At 64.4% G+C, this 15,645-nt stretch carries 12 protein-coding genes; 10 read left to right on the top strand and 2 right to left on the bottom strand.

Annotated features, from left to right (window positions below; translation table 11 throughout):
* On the bottom strand, positions 1 to 253 hold a 253-nt coding region (locus J7346_RS12240; protein WP_209120258.1), incomplete at its 3' end, for an RHS repeat domain-containing protein.
* Between the two features lie 119 nt (positions 254 to 372).
* On the opposite strand from J7346_RS12240, the gene J7346_RS12245 reads away from it, so the two are divergent.
* From J7346_RS12245 to virB11, 10 genes are all read left to right on the top strand, one after another.
* Positions 373 to 537 (top strand): hypothetical protein, encoded by a 165-nt coding sequence (locus J7346_RS12245; RefSeq protein WP_209120259.1) that lies wholly within the window; start codon positions 373 to 375, stop codon positions 535 to 537.
* Positions 534 to 4,844: an RHS repeat-associated core domain-containing protein gene (locus J7346_RS12250; RefSeq protein ID WP_209120260.1), complete on the top strand. Its 4,311-nt coding sequence runs from the start codon at positions 534 to 536 to the stop codon at positions 4,842 to 4,844. Before J7346_RS12245 ends, J7346_RS12250 begins: the two co-directional genes overlap by 4 nt.
* 664 nt (positions 4,845 to 5,508) lie before the next feature.
* A complete protein-coding gene (locus tag J7346_RS12255; RefSeq protein ID WP_245157843.1) occupies positions 5,509 to 5,790 on the top strand; it encodes a TrbC/VirB2 family protein in 282 nt (93 codons plus the stop codon).
* A 4-nt stretch (positions 5,791 to 5,794) separates the two neighbouring features.
* Positions 5,795 to 6,079 (top strand): VirB3 family type IV secretion system protein, encoded by a 285-nt coding sequence (locus tag J7346_RS12260; RefSeq protein ID WP_209120262.1) that lies wholly within the window; start codon positions 5,795 to 5,797, stop codon positions 6,077 to 6,079.
* Entirely contained in the window at positions 6,058 to 8,433 is a 2,376-nt protein-coding gene (locus tag J7346_RS12265) for a VirB4 family type IV secretion/conjugal transfer ATPase (RefSeq protein WP_209120263.1), read from the top strand. Before J7346_RS12260 ends, J7346_RS12265 begins: the two co-directional genes overlap by 22 nt.
* Positions 8,430 to 9,644 (top strand): type IV secretion system protein, encoded by a 1,215-nt coding sequence (locus J7346_RS12270; RefSeq protein ID WP_209120264.1) that lies wholly within the window; start codon positions 8,430 to 8,432, stop codon positions 9,642 to 9,644. The genes J7346_RS12265 and J7346_RS12270 overlap by 4 nt, the downstream gene beginning before the upstream one ends.
* The gene (locus J7346_RS12275) at positions 9,641 to 10,414 is read left to right on the top strand and encodes a type IV secretion system protein (protein WP_209120265.1); all 774 of its coding nucleotides are present in this window, start codon (positions 9,641 to 9,643) and stop codon (positions 10,412 to 10,414) included. Before J7346_RS12270 ends, J7346_RS12275 begins: the two co-directional genes overlap by 4 nt.
* Complete coding sequence (locus tag J7346_RS12280; RefSeq protein WP_209120266.1) at positions 10,411 to 11,115, top strand: TrbG/VirB9 family P-type conjugative transfer protein; 705 nt, start codon at positions 10,411 to 10,413, stop codon at positions 11,113 to 11,115. Before J7346_RS12275 ends, J7346_RS12280 begins: the two co-directional genes overlap by 4 nt.
* A 101-nt stretch (positions 11,116 to 11,216) precedes the next feature.
* A complete protein-coding gene (locus J7346_RS12285; RefSeq protein ID WP_209120267.1) occupies positions 11,217 to 12,191 on the top strand; it encodes a TrbI/VirB10 family protein in 975 nt (324 codons plus the stop codon).
* Complete coding sequence (virB11, locus tag J7346_RS12290; protein ID WP_209120268.1) at positions 12,188 to 13,171, top strand: P-type DNA transfer ATPase VirB11; 984 nt, start codon at positions 12,188 to 12,190, stop codon at positions 13,169 to 13,171. The genes J7346_RS12285 and virB11 overlap by 4 nt, the downstream gene beginning before the upstream one ends.
* Positions 13,172 to 13,343: 172 nt before the next feature.
* Here the strand turns inward: virB11 and J7346_RS12295 are convergent, their stop codons facing one another.
* The gene (locus J7346_RS12295; RefSeq protein ID WP_209120269.1) at positions 13,344 to 15,563 is read right to left on the bottom strand and encodes a TonB-dependent receptor; all 2,220 of its coding nucleotides are present in this window, start codon (positions 15,561 to 15,563) and stop codon (positions 13,344 to 13,346) included.
* Between the last annotated feature and the right edge of the window lie 82 nt (positions 15,564 to 15,645).

The raw sequence follows: 15,645 nt of genomic DNA on the forward strand, positions 1-15,645 counted from the left end.
GTGGCGGAGGAGGTGGCGGCGGGGGAGGCGGCGGCGTGGACCCGTTCGACGTCACCACCTGCGTCCGGTTACCGGCGGCGTCGTAGGTATAGGTCACCGTCACGCCCGTCGGATAGGCCGCCGACGTCAAGCGTCCAAGTGCATCATAAGTGTAGATGACCGGATCCCTGGCGAGAGCGACGCGGGGCAGCAGGGTGAACAGTGCACCACCCGCGCCCAGCCAGCTCAGGACTTTCCTTCGGCTGCCCGACATTCCGTTTCCCCCCTCAATGACGGCAGTCGGGCACGAACCGCAGGGTACGTCAAGATTGAATAGTAGATTGACATCTCCCGTTAGCGGTGAAAACTTCAACCAGAGGGGGATGCACAATCATGAAAATGCTCGTTTTTGCCCTGTCCGGGCGAGCCCTGATCCTGCCCGGCGCAACGGCAGCACAGACGGCTGCGCGGACTGGCGACCATGCATCCCTGCTCTGCCATGACGGCCCTGAGATCCGCTTCTCCGACGTCGACACCCAACCGGAGGCTTTCCAATGATCCGCCTGTCCCGCAAGGCCATGTTGCTGGCCGTGACCTCCGGCATCGCCCTGACCGCAGGCGCGGCCCACGCCCAGTCGACCGACCCTATCCCACCCGAGCATTACACGGTGGACGAACGCGGGGTGGATCTGGTGACCGGCATGTGGATGGCGATCGCGGGCGGCACATCCATCGGACCCGCCGAGACGGGGCTCAGCTACAGCCAGATCCAACTGGACAATGGCATGTGGTGGGACCCCGCTATAGGCGGCATTGCCAGCTGCGGGTACGGCGTGGACTGCGTAGTGACCGTAGAAGGGTTTACCGAAGTTTTCGTCTCAACCGGTTCAATGGTATTCGCCCCGAAAGATAATACTGGCTCCACCCTGACATATAACTCTTCAACATCGCAGTTCACCTATACGCGCAGCGATGGTACCATCTACACGACAGAGCGTAAGGGGACCATGACGCTAAGTGATGGCGTCGTGACCAAGAAGGTTGAACCAAATGGACTTACAACCAACTATAATTACGCAACCATAACATACGAGATTTGTCCGGAGCCGGAGACTGATCCGGAGCTCGACCTTCCTGGTGGAGGTGTCGTCTTTTGCCAGGATGTCACCGCCGGACGGCTGCAGTCCTACGACAACAATGCCGGATACATGGTCCACTATGACTATGCATCCAATCTTGATCCAGAAGATCCGAGTTGGCACGAGGTCGCGAAGGTCACCGCGCTGAACTTGGCCGTCGACTACTGCGCGCCCACAGCGGCGACCTGTACCTTCACCCGGACCTGGCCGAGCGTGGCGTTTTCGACGGCAACGCCCAGTTCCGGGGTGACCGACCAGATATTTACCGACCAGACCGGGTTCACCACGCGCTATCGCAGCCAGTGGGTCTCGACAGGGAAACAGACGGACGTTCTGCTCGGCACGGATCCGGATCCCGTAATCTCGGTCATCTCAACCAGTCTGGGCGTATCCAGCGTCACGGATGCCACCGGGACGTGGACATACGGCTACACCGATACCGGCTCGACCCGGATCATGGTGGTGGAAGGGCCGATCGACCAGAAGCTGACCGTGGTCACCGATCTGTACGTCGGCCAGCCGAGCTCGGCGACGCTTGTCACGGACGCGAGCACTTCTCCCTCTGGGGACCAGGTCTGGTACTGGAGCTACACTGCCGGCGGTCGGCTCGCCTCTGTCTCAGACATCGAGGGGGGAGAGACCACCTACAGCTACGACAGTCGAGGCAACATCACCCAGGTAACCACTTCACCGAAGTTGGGCCCGCCAGCGACAGCGATCCGGACCAGTGCCACCTACCCGACCACCTGCACCAATCTAGTGACGTGCAATCTTCCGCTCACGACGACGGATGCTGCCGGAAACGTCACCAACTACACTTGGGACAGCACCCACGGCGGCCTCCTGACGGTCACGGCCCCGGCGCCGACCGCCGGCGCAACCCGGCCCGAGACCCGCTACACCTATGCGCCGCAGACGGCCTATTTCAAGAACAGCAGCGGCGTGATCGCGGCCGCGCCCTCGGCCATCACCCTGCCGACCCAGGTATCCGCCTGTACGACCGGAAGCAGCTGCACCGGCACCGCCAACGAGGTCCGGACCACGATCGGCTATGGTTCGACCGGCGTGGCCAATAATCTTCTGCCCGTCACAATCAGCCGCGGTTCGGGGGCCAGCCCCTCGATGGCTGTCACCACGTTGGCCTATACGCCCGAGGGTGACGTCCTGACGGTCGACGGTCCCCTGTCCGGGACGGCGGATACCACCCGCTACCGCTACGACGGACGTCGGCGCGTCGTCGGCATCGTCGGTCCGGATCCGGATGGTGCCAACGGTCGCCTGAACCAGGCCCGGCGGTTTACCTATAACGAGTGGAGTCAGGTAACCCTCGGCGAGATCGGCACTACGCCAGGCTATACGGATGCCAACTGGGCCAGTTTCTCACCGTTGCTGCGCACGGCCACGACCTATGACGACCATGGCCGAACCGTTCTGGTCAGCCAGCAGTCCGGTGCCGGCACGCCCATCAGCGTCCAGCAAATATCGTACACTGCGGCCGGCCAGATCGACTGCATGGCCCTTCGCATGAACCCGGTGGTGTGGGGCAGTTTGCCCGCCTCAGCGTGCACGGCAACGACCACAGCCGGCGATGGCCCCGACCGCATCACCCGAATGACCTATGACGATGCCGGTCGCCCCCTGTCGACCACGTCGGCCTATGGTCTCCCGGAGGCCTCGACCAGCAGTGTCACCTATGGCCTGAATGGTCAGGTCGCCACCATGACGGACGGCAACGGCAACGTCTCGGAAATGACCTATGACGGGTTCAACCGGCCCAGTCGCCTGTATTTCCCCAATGCCACGGGCGGGGGCACATCCCTGACCGACTATGAAGAGGTGACCTACGACGCCTATGGCCGTCTGGCGACGTCCCGCAACCGTGCGGGTCAGGTGACCAGCTTCACCGTTGACAAGCTGGGACGGATCACCCTGGTCGACACGCCCTCGGGAACGGCCGACGTCTATTATCGGTATGACCTGCTGGGTCGTCTGACATCGATCAGCAAGACCGGCGCACTGCCCGTCGTCTGCAATGCAGATGCCACCTGTTTGACCTGGGACGCGCTGGGGCGCCAGACAGGCGAGACCACCGACCTCGGCACCGTAAGCTATGCCTATGACGCAGCCGGACGCGTGACCCGCATCACCTGGCCGGATTCCTTCTATGCCCAGTACGATCGCGACGTCACGGGCAGGGTGACGGCCATTCGCGAGAACGGCGCGACCTCCGGCGCGGGCGTACTTGCTACCTACGCCTACAACAATCTCGGCCAGACGACGGGCATCACGCGGGGGAACGGTACCACCACGGCCTACAGCTATGATGCCGCCGGTCGGATGACGGGACTGAGCCACGACATGGCCGGTTCGGTCGCGGACGTGGCCTTTGGCTTTGGATACAACACAGCCGGTCAGCTGGTCAGCCGCACCGTGTCCAACGCCGACTATGTCTATGCCCCGACCACCGGCGCGACCAGCTATGCCAACAACGGCCGGAACCAGGCGACCTCGGTCGGCGGGACCGCCGTCACTTATGACGCCGACCAGAACACGGCCACCGCTCTGGGCAACAGCTATGCCTATGACGCGGTGGGGCGACTGACCTCGGCCACGATTGGCGGCACGGGGTACGGTTTTGACTATGACCCCAGCGGCCGGCTGGCCAGCACGGGCAGCACCCGCTTCCGGTATGCCGGCGCCCAGCTGATCGGCGAATATAGCGCAACCGGTACCCTGACCACTCGTCACGTTCCGGGGCGAGGCCTTGACGAGCCGGTCGCGAGCTATTTCGGGAGTACGAGGGTCCAGCAGATCGCAGACGAGCGCGGCTCGATCATTGGCGTGGCCCAGGCCGGTGGCACGGTCACCATCAACCGCTATGATGAATATGGCGTGCCGGATGCCTCGAACCGCTTCCAGTATACAGGCCAAGCCTGGATGGCCCCAAACCTCTACTACTATCGCGCACGCGCCTATGCGCCCGAATTGGGGCGCTTCCTACAGCCTGATCCGATCGGTTATGCGGGGGGATCCAATCTCTACGCCTATGTAGGCGGAGATCCGGTCAACTTAGTCGATCCCACAGGGCTCACCGGTCGGCACTTCGATGTTTTCGAGTGCCTACGCCGCGGGGGGGTCCCCAACGAGACACGTGTGGAGGGGGAAGATCACGGCACGTGCACCGGTCCCACCTTTGGCGGCTTTGGAGGTTTCGGAGGCAACCCCGATTGGCCTGGCCAACCTGATATGCCCGGCGTCGACGGCTCGGGTGGTGGAACAACCCTTGATGAGATCGTCGTTGTCGGTCGACGACGCCCCCATACCTTTACTATAACTATGCCCCTTTTATGCGGAGGCGCCGAGGCATTCGCATTCCTTTTGGGGCCTAACATTTCAGCGCCCGGAGCACCCGCAATACGAGATGACGGCTTTAACCCTCGCGTTGCACTCTTGGGAGGAAACTACATATCTCAGGACGTGAGTTTCAGAAATCTAACGATCCACAATGCTACCCTGGAGGGCGAGCACGATTTCCACCCTGGAGACGTATACATCCAAGTATTCGGAATTTCAGATCGTTCGTCGATATTGTCTATAGTGGGCACGGGAGAGGGCGACCACTACTTGCTCAACGCAGCAGCATTTTATGGACATTTTGGTGCGGTCACGGCGAATGGCACGGCCGCCTTTTGCTTGGCCCGACGAGGAGCGGAAACCCTAAGATGAAACAATGGTGATCATATGAAATTTTGTCGTACGAGCGTTGCAATTATGGCGTCACTGTTGGTGTGCGGATGCACGACCTCCAAGAAGAAGTTTCAGGTGGAAGTATGCCTTAGTGATGAGGTTCAGGAGGAGAGCTTTCTAATATTTATGCGCGCCGTTGCTGACAAAAGCGGATTGGTATTCATAGACGGAAGCGATACGTATGATCGTCGTAGTGCAGAATTGGGAATAGACTCGGTTCCCGGCAATACAATATATTTTGGCGCGGAAAGCGAGACCGATTCGGGCGGGTTTACAGGTGGGAACTTAGGCCTTAACCGGTTCCAAGTCGGGCTAGCGATGACGCCTACAGAAGATGCATCCTTCAACGCTAGGATGATTGAGCGAACAACCGACGAAGTGATCACGCGATGGACCGCGCGTCGAGTGCCCGCAGATGCCACCTTTAAGCCGCGACCGGGATGTGGTGACGGCCAAAGATAGGTGTGAACCAGCCTTATGGCACGTACGAGAGTGGATAGCTGCAACGGCTGGATCTTAGGCTATCCTTCTTCCTTCATCTTGGCAGGCGAACCCATCTCCGCCTAGTGTGACGCGTAAGGATTGTGTGGGGGCGTAAATGAAGCGTTTGGCGAAGGCATTCTCAGGAGGCACGGCGACGCTCTTGGCCCTGTCACTGGCCACCACGGCCCAGGCCCAGGTCGCGCTGACCGACCCCAGCGGTTCGGGCCCCATTGTCTCGGCCGTTCAGTGGCTTCAGGGCACGCTGCTGGGGACGGTCGCCACGGTCGTCGCCGTGATTGCGGTGGCCTGTGTCGGGCTGTTGATGCTGACCGGGCGGATCGACTGGCGGCGGGGCGCTGTGGTTGTGCTGGGGTGTTTCATCCTCTTCGGCGCGGTGAGCATCGTGGCCGGCATCCAGTCCGCCGCCACCTTCGGCGGCTGACGCCGTGGACCATCTGGAACGGACCCCGATTTTCACGGCCCTGACGCGGCCGCTGATGTTCGCGGGCGTGACCTACAACTACTTCATCATCAATGCGGTGATCGCCGCCGAGCTGTTCCTGATATTCCGGTCGGCGTGGGTGCTGCCGGTGGCGCTGTTGATCCATGGCATCGGTGTGCTGTTGTGCCTGCGTGAGCCGCGCACGATCGACCTGTGGCTGATGCGGATCGGCCGGTGCCCGCGCGTGCGCAACTACGACATCTGGCGATGCAACTCCTACCGTCCCTGAGCCAGGGGGCTGGCACGGTGCGGCGCGAGCAGGCGGCGGGCACCCACCTGCCCTATGCCCGGCATGTGGACGACCACACGATCGCGACGCGCGACGGTCTGCTGATGCAGACCATCCGCCTGCGCGGCCTGCTGTTCGAGACCGCCGATACGGGCGAGCTCAACTATCGCAAGACGCTGCGCGACGCGATGCTGCGCGCCATCGGCTCGTCACGCTTTGCCCTGTATCATCACGTGGTCCGACGTCGGGTGCAGGTCGATCTGGACGAAGCCTACCCCGACGCCTTTTCCCAGAGCCTCGGGGATCGGTGGGCCGACCGTCTGGTCAGCCGCTCGCTGTTCGTCAACGACCTGTACCTGACCCTCATCCGCCGCCCGCTTCAGGGCAGGATCGGACTGGCAGACCAGGTCCGGAACTGGTTCGTCCGCGCCGGCGAGGCGCCGGGTACCAGCCTGGCCCACGAGCTGTCGCAGCTGGAAGCCGGGCGCGATGCGCTGATGTCTGCGCTCGGGGAGTATGAGCCGCGGCTGCTGGGCGTTCGCGAGACGCCGTCCGGCATGGCCTCCGAGCCGCTCGAGTTCCTGTCGGAGCTCTTCAATGGCGAGCAGCGCCCCGTGCTGATGCCGCATCAGGACCTGGGCGCCTACCTCCCCTATCGTCGCATCAGCTTCGGCCAGGACGCGGTCGAGCTGTCGGCGGCCGGCCATCTGGGACGCAGCTTCGTCGGCGTCGTATCGATCAAGGATTACCCGGCCTGGAGTGCGCCGGGCATGTTCGACGATCTGCTGCGCCTGCCGTTCGAACTGACCATCACCCAGTCCTTCGCCTTTGTGGAGCGGCAGGCTGCGCTGGAGCGCATGAACCTGTCGCTGCGCCGCATGCGGTCGGCCGAGGACGAGGCCCTGTCCCTGCGGGGGGAACTGGCCCAGGCCAAGGACGACGTCGCGGCGGGTCGGGCCGGCTATGGCGAACACCACATGACGCTGGCCGTCCGGGGCGACACGCCCGCGGCGGTGGATGCCGCCGTGGCCGATGTGACCGCCAGTCTGGCGGATATGGGCATCGTCGCCGTCCGCGAGGAGATTGCGCTGGAGCCCGCCTTCTGGGCCCAGTTTCCGGCGAACTTCAAGTACATCGCGCGGCGGGGTCTGGTCTCGACCAACAATTTCGCGGGACTGGCCAGCGGCCACAACTTCCCCATGGGCGAGCGCTCGGGCAGCCATTGGGGTCAGGCGATCAGCCTGCTGGAGACCACCGCGGCCGGGCCCTATTTCTTCAACTTCCACCAGGGCGACCTCGGGAACTTCACCGTCATCGGTCCCTCGGGCTCGGGCAAGACCGTAGTGCTCAACTTTCTGCTGGCCCAGGCGCGCAAGCTGAAGCCCCGCATCATCTTCTTCGACAAGGACCGGGGCGCGGAACTGTTCATCCGCGCCATCGGCGGGCGCTACGACCTGCTGCGTCCGGGAGAAGCCTCGGGTCTGAACCCGCTGCAACTGGAGGACACCGCCGCGAACCGCGGTTTTCTTGCAGACTGGCTGGCCCAGCTGGCCGGGGGCGCCGACGTCAGCGAGCGCGCCCGGATCCAGGATGCCATCAGTGCCAACTTCGACCAACCCGCCCGCCATCGCCGGCTGAGACATCTGGTCGAACTGTTCCGCGGGGATCAGCGCGCCCAGGCCGGAGACCTCTGGTCGCGCCTGCGTCCCTGGTGGGGGGATGGCGACCGGGCATGGCTGTTCGACAATCCGAAAGACCTCACCGACCTGTCCGCGGATACCGTGGGCTTTGACATGACGGTGCTGCTGGACGATCCGGTCGTGCGGACACCGGCCATGATGTACCTGTTCCACCGGGTCGAAGAACGCCTTGACGGCACGCCGGCCATCATTGTGGTCGATGAGGGCTGGAAGGCCCTGGACGACGACGTCTTTGTCCGCCGTATCAAGGACTGGGAAAAAACGATCCGCAAACGCAACGGGATCGTCGGCTTCGCGACCCAGAGCGCGCAGGACGCTCTCGAAAGCCGGATCGCCAGCGCCATCATCGAACAGGCGGCCACCCAGATCTTCATGGTCAATCCGAAGGCCCGGGCCGAGGATTACATCGACGGTTTCGGGCTTTCCTCGCACGAACTGGATCTGATCCGTACCCTGCCCGACAGCGCGCATTGTTTTCTGATCCGGCGCGGCGGAGAGAGCGTCGTGGCGCGACTGGACCTGTCCGGAGAGCGCGACGTCCTGGCCATTCTTTCCGGGCGGGAGCGGACGGTCCGACTGCTCGATGAAATCCGGGCGGCCGTTGGCGACGACCCCGCTGACTGGATGCCGCCCCTGCTGGAGCAGGTGTCATGATGACCTGCCCCGCCCTGTCCACCGGCGACGCCTTCCTGTCCTCCCTGCTGCGTCACATCGATTGTCAGGGACAGACGGTCGGCGCCGTGGGGTACCAGCTGCTGGCCGCGCCCGGCGCGCCCCTCACACTTTTCCTGACGGCCCTCCTGACCCTCTTCGTGGCCTTCTTCGGTCTCAGGTTGATGATGGGGGAAACCCCCACGCTTCGGAGCGGCGTCATCGCCGTCGCAAAGATCGGGGTCGCCCTGGCAATCGCGACCAGCTGGCCGGCCTATCGCACCGTCGTCTACGATGTCGTGGTTCACGGCCCTGCCCAACTGAGCACGGGACTGACAGGTGGCACCGGCCTTCCCGTTGCGGGCGAGGCCCTGACCCGGAGGCTGCAGGCGATGGATGGATCGATCGGGCGCCTCATCAATGTCGGCAGCGGTCGCAGCGACGTTACGGCGACGACTCCCCCCGAAGACATGCGCCCCGGCGAAGCCGCCCGACGCGCCCCCATTGATGACGATCCCGCCCTGGGCGCAGCAAGGGTGGTCTTCCTGTCGAGCACGATCGCGGCCTATGGCGTGGTCAGTCTGACGACGGGCGTATTGCTCGCGCTGGCTCCGCTGTTTGCCGGCCTGATCCTGTTTGACCTTTCCCGAGGTCTCGTACTCGGCTGGGCCAGAGCCCTGGTATTCGCCATGCTGGCGTCGGTGACCATGACCGTCCTGCTGGGCGTTCAGCTGACCCTGCTTGAACCCTGGCTTGAGCGCGTGCTCGCCCTGCGCAGCGAACGGATCGTAACGGCGGCAGCGCCCGTCGAGCTCCTGATCGTATGCCTTGGGTTCGCGCTGGCTCTCGCGGGATCATTCGCGGTCCTGCTTCGTCTGGTGTTCACCTCGACGGCATCTTTTACCAGCTGGATATCCGCCGGAGCGAGCGGCCTCCCCCAGCACGTCCATGCCTTTGCCGCCGGCCCCACCCAGAGCTTTCCCGAGCGCCCGGCGCCCCGGGCGCATGCTCTGGCCGACGCCCTTGCCGCTTCGGTCAGGCGCGAGAGGACCGTGACCACCTCGGGCTCCGGCGCCACCGCGCGCCCCTCCCTCCGAACGACGCCCATGTCTCCGACCCTCGATGACTTCGCCATTCCGGCTTCTGCGCAGACCCTGCGCCGGACCCGGCCGAGGAAATCGCTCGGGGCAGCCTTGCGAGACCGCCGCTCATGAAAAAGACCCGCCGCGAAGCCCTTGATGCTTACTATCGCGAGGCCGGGAGCTGGGCCGCCGACAAGATCGGCTCGCTTCAGAAGTCGCGTCAGGTCGCCTGGATCATTGCGGCAATAGCCGTCGTGGTTGCCCTGGCTGAAGCTGTCGCCCTCATGACGCTCACGCCCCTGAAGACTGTGGTGCCCTATACATTGATGGTGGATCGCACCACCGGCTATGTGCAGGCGCTCAAGCCTCTGGATCCCGAGTTGTTGACGCCTGACCAGGCCCTGGTCGAGTCCATGCTCGTGCAATATGTGATCGCCCGCGAGAGCTTCGACATGGCGACCCTCCAGCACGACTATCAGAGGGTGGGCCTGTGGTCGGCCGACACGGCACGAAGCGACTATCTCAACCTGATGCGCGCGTCCAATCCGGACAGTCCGCTGTCACGCTATCCCCGGACCTCTGTCGTCGAGACCCGGATCAAGAGTGTGTCGCGTCTGACCGCTCAATCTGCCCTCGTGCGCTTCGACACTTTGAGACGGGACGAAGGTGGACGCTACCAATTGCCCCGATCCTGGGTCGCAATCGTGGAATACCGGTTCTCCGGCGAGCCCATGTCCGCAGAAGACCGCTTCCTGAATCCCCTCGGCTTCCAGGTCTACGGCTACCGGCGCGACGCCGAAATCGCCCCGGTGCCGGACGACCTGGTTTCGACCTCGCCCTACAGCGATCCGGGCGAGCCATCCTACCTTCCGCCCGAGCTCGAGGGGGAGGAAGCACCATGAAAGCCCTCGCCCTCGCTTCGGCATTCCTGACCTTGTGGGTGGCGCTACCGGCGTTTGCCCAGGTATCGGCGCAAGAGATCCGCCCCGACCCGCGCATCCAGACCCTGCCTTATGATGCGAACCAGGTTGTGCGACTGCGGGTGGCGCCCGGCTATCAGCTCGCGATCATCTTCCGTGCCTCCGAGCGGGTCGAAAATGTCGGCATCGGCGACAGCGATGGCTGGCAGGTGACCCTCAATGGACGGGAGGATGCGCTGTTCATAAAGCCCACGCGATCCGGCGACGTCACCAACATGACCGTGATCACCGATGCCCGGGTCTATAATTTCGAACTTTCGTCCGTGCGGGTCGCTGGCGCCGACACCCCCTTTACCGTCAGATTTACCTACCCGGACGACGGGCCGGGCACGGGACCAGACGGCGACACCGCCCTGTCCCTCGGACAATACAGGATACGGGGAGCCCGGGCCGCCCGCCCTGTCTCGATCAGCGATGACGGTGTGACCACCTGGATCGAGTGGCATGAGGACCGACCGATCCCGGCCGTGTTCGGAAGCGATTACGGCGGGCAGGAACACCTGATCGAAGGTCAGGTGCGAAACGGCCTCTATGTCATCGAGGGGGTATACCGCACCCTGACGTTCCGCCTCGACCGACAGACGGCCAGTGCCACCCGGAGCAGTACAAGGCCTCCGCAATGACTCACCACGCCCCCCACCCCGGCGCAGATGAAGATATCCGGCCTGTGGTCGGAAGGGGTCGGCGCCAGTTGCCCTTCTGGCTCCTCGCGGGAATGGTCGTGGTGTCCGGGATTGTCCTGTTCCTCGTGCTGGACGGCCAAAGGCGGGACGCTGCCGTGCCCTCCACCCAGGTCAGATCCATAGACCAGACAGCGATGGCTGCGGAGTTGCCCCCGCTCTATCTGCCTCCGCCCGTTCCGCCGCCACCGCCACCACCCGATATGGTCACGCCCGCAGATGCGCCTGCGCCCTATGTGCCTGTTGCACCCCAGGCCCAGGCATCGGCACTGCCCGTGCCGCCTCCGCTGCCCAACTACCCGACGCCGGCCATCGCGGCCTCCCCGTCGGCAACAGCTACGGCGACCGGCCCCCGCAGTTCCGACGGGCCCACACTGATCATCGACACAACGGAGCAGGCGAGCCAGAGTTCGGGCGGGGGCGAGACCACCGCGCCATCACCGGGGCCGCGAACCACACGCCTGCGCCGGCCTTCCACGACCATTCCCCAGGGCGCTCTCATTCCCGCTGTTCTTGAGACGGCGCTGGATTCGACCCAGCCTGGTCAGGTGCGGGCCATTGTATCGCGCGACATCGTCGGCTTTGACGGCACCCGGATCCTGATCCCCCGTGGATCAAGGCTTCTGGGCGAGTACCAGTCCGATATGGAGCCGGGACAGCGACGTGTGCTCGTCCAGTGGACCCGCCTTATCCGCCCGGACGGAGTGTCGATCGCCCTCGCCTCCCCGGCCACCGATCTGGAAGGTCGGGCCGGGATGGAAGGCCGGGTGGACAATCATTTCCTCTCGCGTTTCGCGTCTGCCCTCCTGCAAACGACCGTCAATGTGGGAAGCGCCTTCGCTACCCGGAGCATCGGGGGCGACACGCCGGTCGTGTTTGCCGTGACCGGCGCGCCGCCTGTACCCGCAGCGCCGGGGAGCACGAACGGCCAGCCGACCATTCGCGTTGACGCTGGTGCCCTCGTGGCTGTTCAGGTCGCGCGCGACCTTGAGCTGCCGCCCGTCGGGCCCTCGCGGTGAACGTCGACGCGCCGCAGGGACAGATCTACCTTCAGAGCTATCTGGAGCCTCTGCAGGAGATACTCGCTCGCCCGGACGTCACGGACGTCTTTATCAACTGCCCCGGAGAGGTCTGGGCCGAGACCCTGGGCGGGCAGGTCGAACGCCATGCTGCCGCCGAGTTGAAGCCGGTCGTGCTGGCACGGCTGGCTCAACAGATCGCCGCCTACGCCCACCAGGGGATCAGCCGGGAGCATCCCGTTTTGTCTGCCACCCTGCCAGGCGGTGAGCGCGTGCAGATCGTGGGCCCTCCGGCGACCCGGGGTGGAGTTGTGCTCGCGATCCGGAAGCATGTCTCGGCCGGCCTCAGCCTCAAGGAATACCTGGACCAGGGCGCCCATTCGGTCTCGGGTCCGGACCAGGACGGCATGGCGGCGCTTCAGGACTTTCGTTCCAGGGGCGACCTTTTCGGACTCCTTCGCTCGGCCGTGAAGGCTCGCCGGACCATCCTGATCTCCGGTGGCACCTCCACCGGCAAAACCACATTGCTGAACGCGCTCATTCAGGAAATCCCTCAGGAGGAGCGCCTGATCTTCATCGAGGACACCCCCGAACTCACCCTCAGCCATCCCAATGCGATCGGCCTTGTGGCGCATCGCAGCGCCCTCGGCGAAGCCCGGGTGACGACCGAAGACCTCCTGAACGCCTCCCTGCGCATGCGACCGGACCGGATCATCCTGGGCGAGCTCCGTGGGCCAGAGGCCTACACCTTCCTTCGTTCAATCAACACGGGACACCCGGGCTCTATGACGACGGTCCACGCGGACAGTCCCGACCGGGCGATAGAGCAGATCGCCCTCCTTGTCCTGCAGGGCGGCACGACGCTCCGGCGTGACGACATCGCGCACTATATTCGCTCCACCATCGACGTCTTCGTCCAACTGACCCGGAAGGCCGGTCAGCGCGCGATTTCCGAAGTCGCCTTGAGGGAGGGCACTTGAGGGGGCTCGACGCCGACGCCCGTTGGTGGGCCGCAGATTCTGTCGGAACAGGCCCGGCCGGTCCTCTCCTGCGTCCCTCTTCTGTCTGGCGGCACACAAGGCTCGAGCAGAGACAAAACGACCGCCCCGGCGTCATACCGGGGCGGCCTTTTCGTCGGTCAATTGACGCGCCCTATTGCGGGATGCTGGGGGCGCCGAAGTCGAAAGCGGGTTCCTGACGGCGCGGGCTACTGCCGAAGGAATAGGTCAGGCCGATGTACCAGGTCGGCTTCATGAACTTGACCCGGCTGCGGTCCTGGAAGTCCGGCGTTTCGGTGAAGGCGTCGATCTCGGCCGTGTCCAGGATGTTGGTGCCCGTCAGCACCATGCTGAAGGTGTCCGTGAACTTGTGGCGATAGCCGATGTTCAGCATGCCGAACGCGCTGCGCTCGCTCTGCGCCTGGATTTGCTCACCGACATAGAAGCCGTTCAGCTGGAAGAAGTCGGTCTCGGTCGGCTGCCAGTTGATCGAGGCGCGCGCCGTGCCGCTGGTGCCGCTGCGGTCGATGCCGCCGGCGATGCCCGGGACATAGATGTCGTTGCGGAACACGGTGCCCGAGGCGTTGTAGGTGACCTTGCTGCCCAGTTTTCCGTTGACGATGAACTCGACGCCGGTGCGCTGGCTCTCGCCCAGGTTCTCGCGGGTGGTCAGCACCACGCCGCCGCCGATGTCCTGCGAGACGTCGGTCACACCGCCGCTGCTATCCCGGTAGAAGGCAGTGACGGCGTAGAAGGTCTGGCCCTTGCGCATCTGCCAGCCCAGCTCGAAGGAGTCGGTGATTTCGGGATCGAGATCGGGATTGCCGCGACGCAGGTTCTGGGGGTCGACGTAGATCGTGTAGGGGTTCAGGTCCTGCGGCGACGGGCGGCTGATCCGGCGGCTGTAACCCCCGCGCAGACGCTGGCTGTCGGTCAGCTGGTAGCCGAAGTTCAGGGTCGGATAGGCCTTCAGATAGTCGCGCTCGACCGTGATCGAATCCGTGATCTGGTCGAGGGTGAAATCGACCTGTTCGATACGCAGGCCGGCCTGCACGTCCAGATCGCCGAAGGGGCGCTCGTAGGTCGCGTACACGGCGTGGATCCACTCTTCGTAATCGAACTGGTTGGTCAGGGCCGCGACCGGCGCAAGGCTGGCCTCATCGGCGCCGCGTGCACCGAAAGAATCGAACGAGTCCTGGCCCAGGTCGCCCTCGTAGCCGATCTTGAGCAGGCGGCGCTCGCCCATGGGCCGCGTGTAGTCGAGCTTGAAGCCATAGGCGTCACGCTGCTGCTCGTTATCGGTCCGCTGCAGGAAGTCGGGTTCGCCGCCCACCTGGGTCGTCGAGATCAGGTCGAGATCACGCTCGGACTCGCTGGAGTCGATCTCGAAATCCGCGGCCAGCTCGTGCTGGTCGCCTTCGAACTTGCGACGCCATGACAGGCGACCGCCGACATTGTTGTTCGAGAAGCCGCCGGTCTGCAGGCGCTGGTAGCGGTCGCTGACCGTGCCGTTGCCGTCGGCGCGTTCGAACGTCTGGATGTTGTCGTTCTCGACGTCGATCGCCCGATAGCTGAGCTCGCCGCTGATCCGGTCGCGTTCATTCAGATCATAGTCGGCGCCCAGACGCGCATTGCCGAAGGTGTTGGTGTTCTCGCCGTTCGAGAGGCTCTCTTCGGTGATGGTCGTCGCCGGGGTCGCGCCGGGGCGCAGACGCACGGACTCGCTCTCGAAGTCGCTGACGTTGTGGCGCAGGCCGATGTCCCCCGACAGGGTCAGGCCGTTGTTGGTGCGGCTGCCGCTCAGCGACAGATTGCCTCGCTCGCCACCGTCCCACGAAGCACGCACGCCAAGCGAGGTGACCGAAGGCCGGGTGCTTTTGGTCACCAGATTGATCACACCGCCGCTACCCTCGGGGCTGAAGGCGGCCGACGGGTTGGTGATCACCTCGACGCGTTCGATCTGGCTGCCGGACATGGCCTGCAAAACATCGGCGCGCGAGGCGCCCTGCAGCATGGCCGAAGGACGGCCATCGACCAGAATGGTGACATTGCCGTCGCCGCGCAGGCTGACATTGCCCTGAAGGTCAACCTCGACGCCGGGCACGTTGCGCAGCACGTCGGCGACCGAGCCGGTCTGGGCCTGCACGTCATTGGTGACGTTGTAGATCATCCGGTCGGCGGCGGTGACGATGTCGGGGCGCGCCGCGCGCACGACGACTTCATCAACCTGGGTCGAGTCCTCGTCCGCCTCGTCCTCTTCGGCGGTCGCCGGCGGGTCCTGATCGGCATCCTGGGCCAGCGCGGGCGTGACCGACAGACACAGGGTGCCGCCGAAAATCAGGGCGGTCGCCATCAGCAACTTGCGGTTCGACATGGTGGAGCCTGTCCGAGAGAGAAAATTGATGCCGTTCAATGCAGTTCTGACGAGCGTCAGGCGCCGGACGGCTTTGCCCGCG

Origin of the sequence: Brevundimonas sp. A19_0 (assembly GCF_017744255.1) — a bacterium.
GTDB lineage: Bacteria > Pseudomonadota > Alphaproteobacteria > Caulobacterales > Caulobacteraceae > Brevundimonas.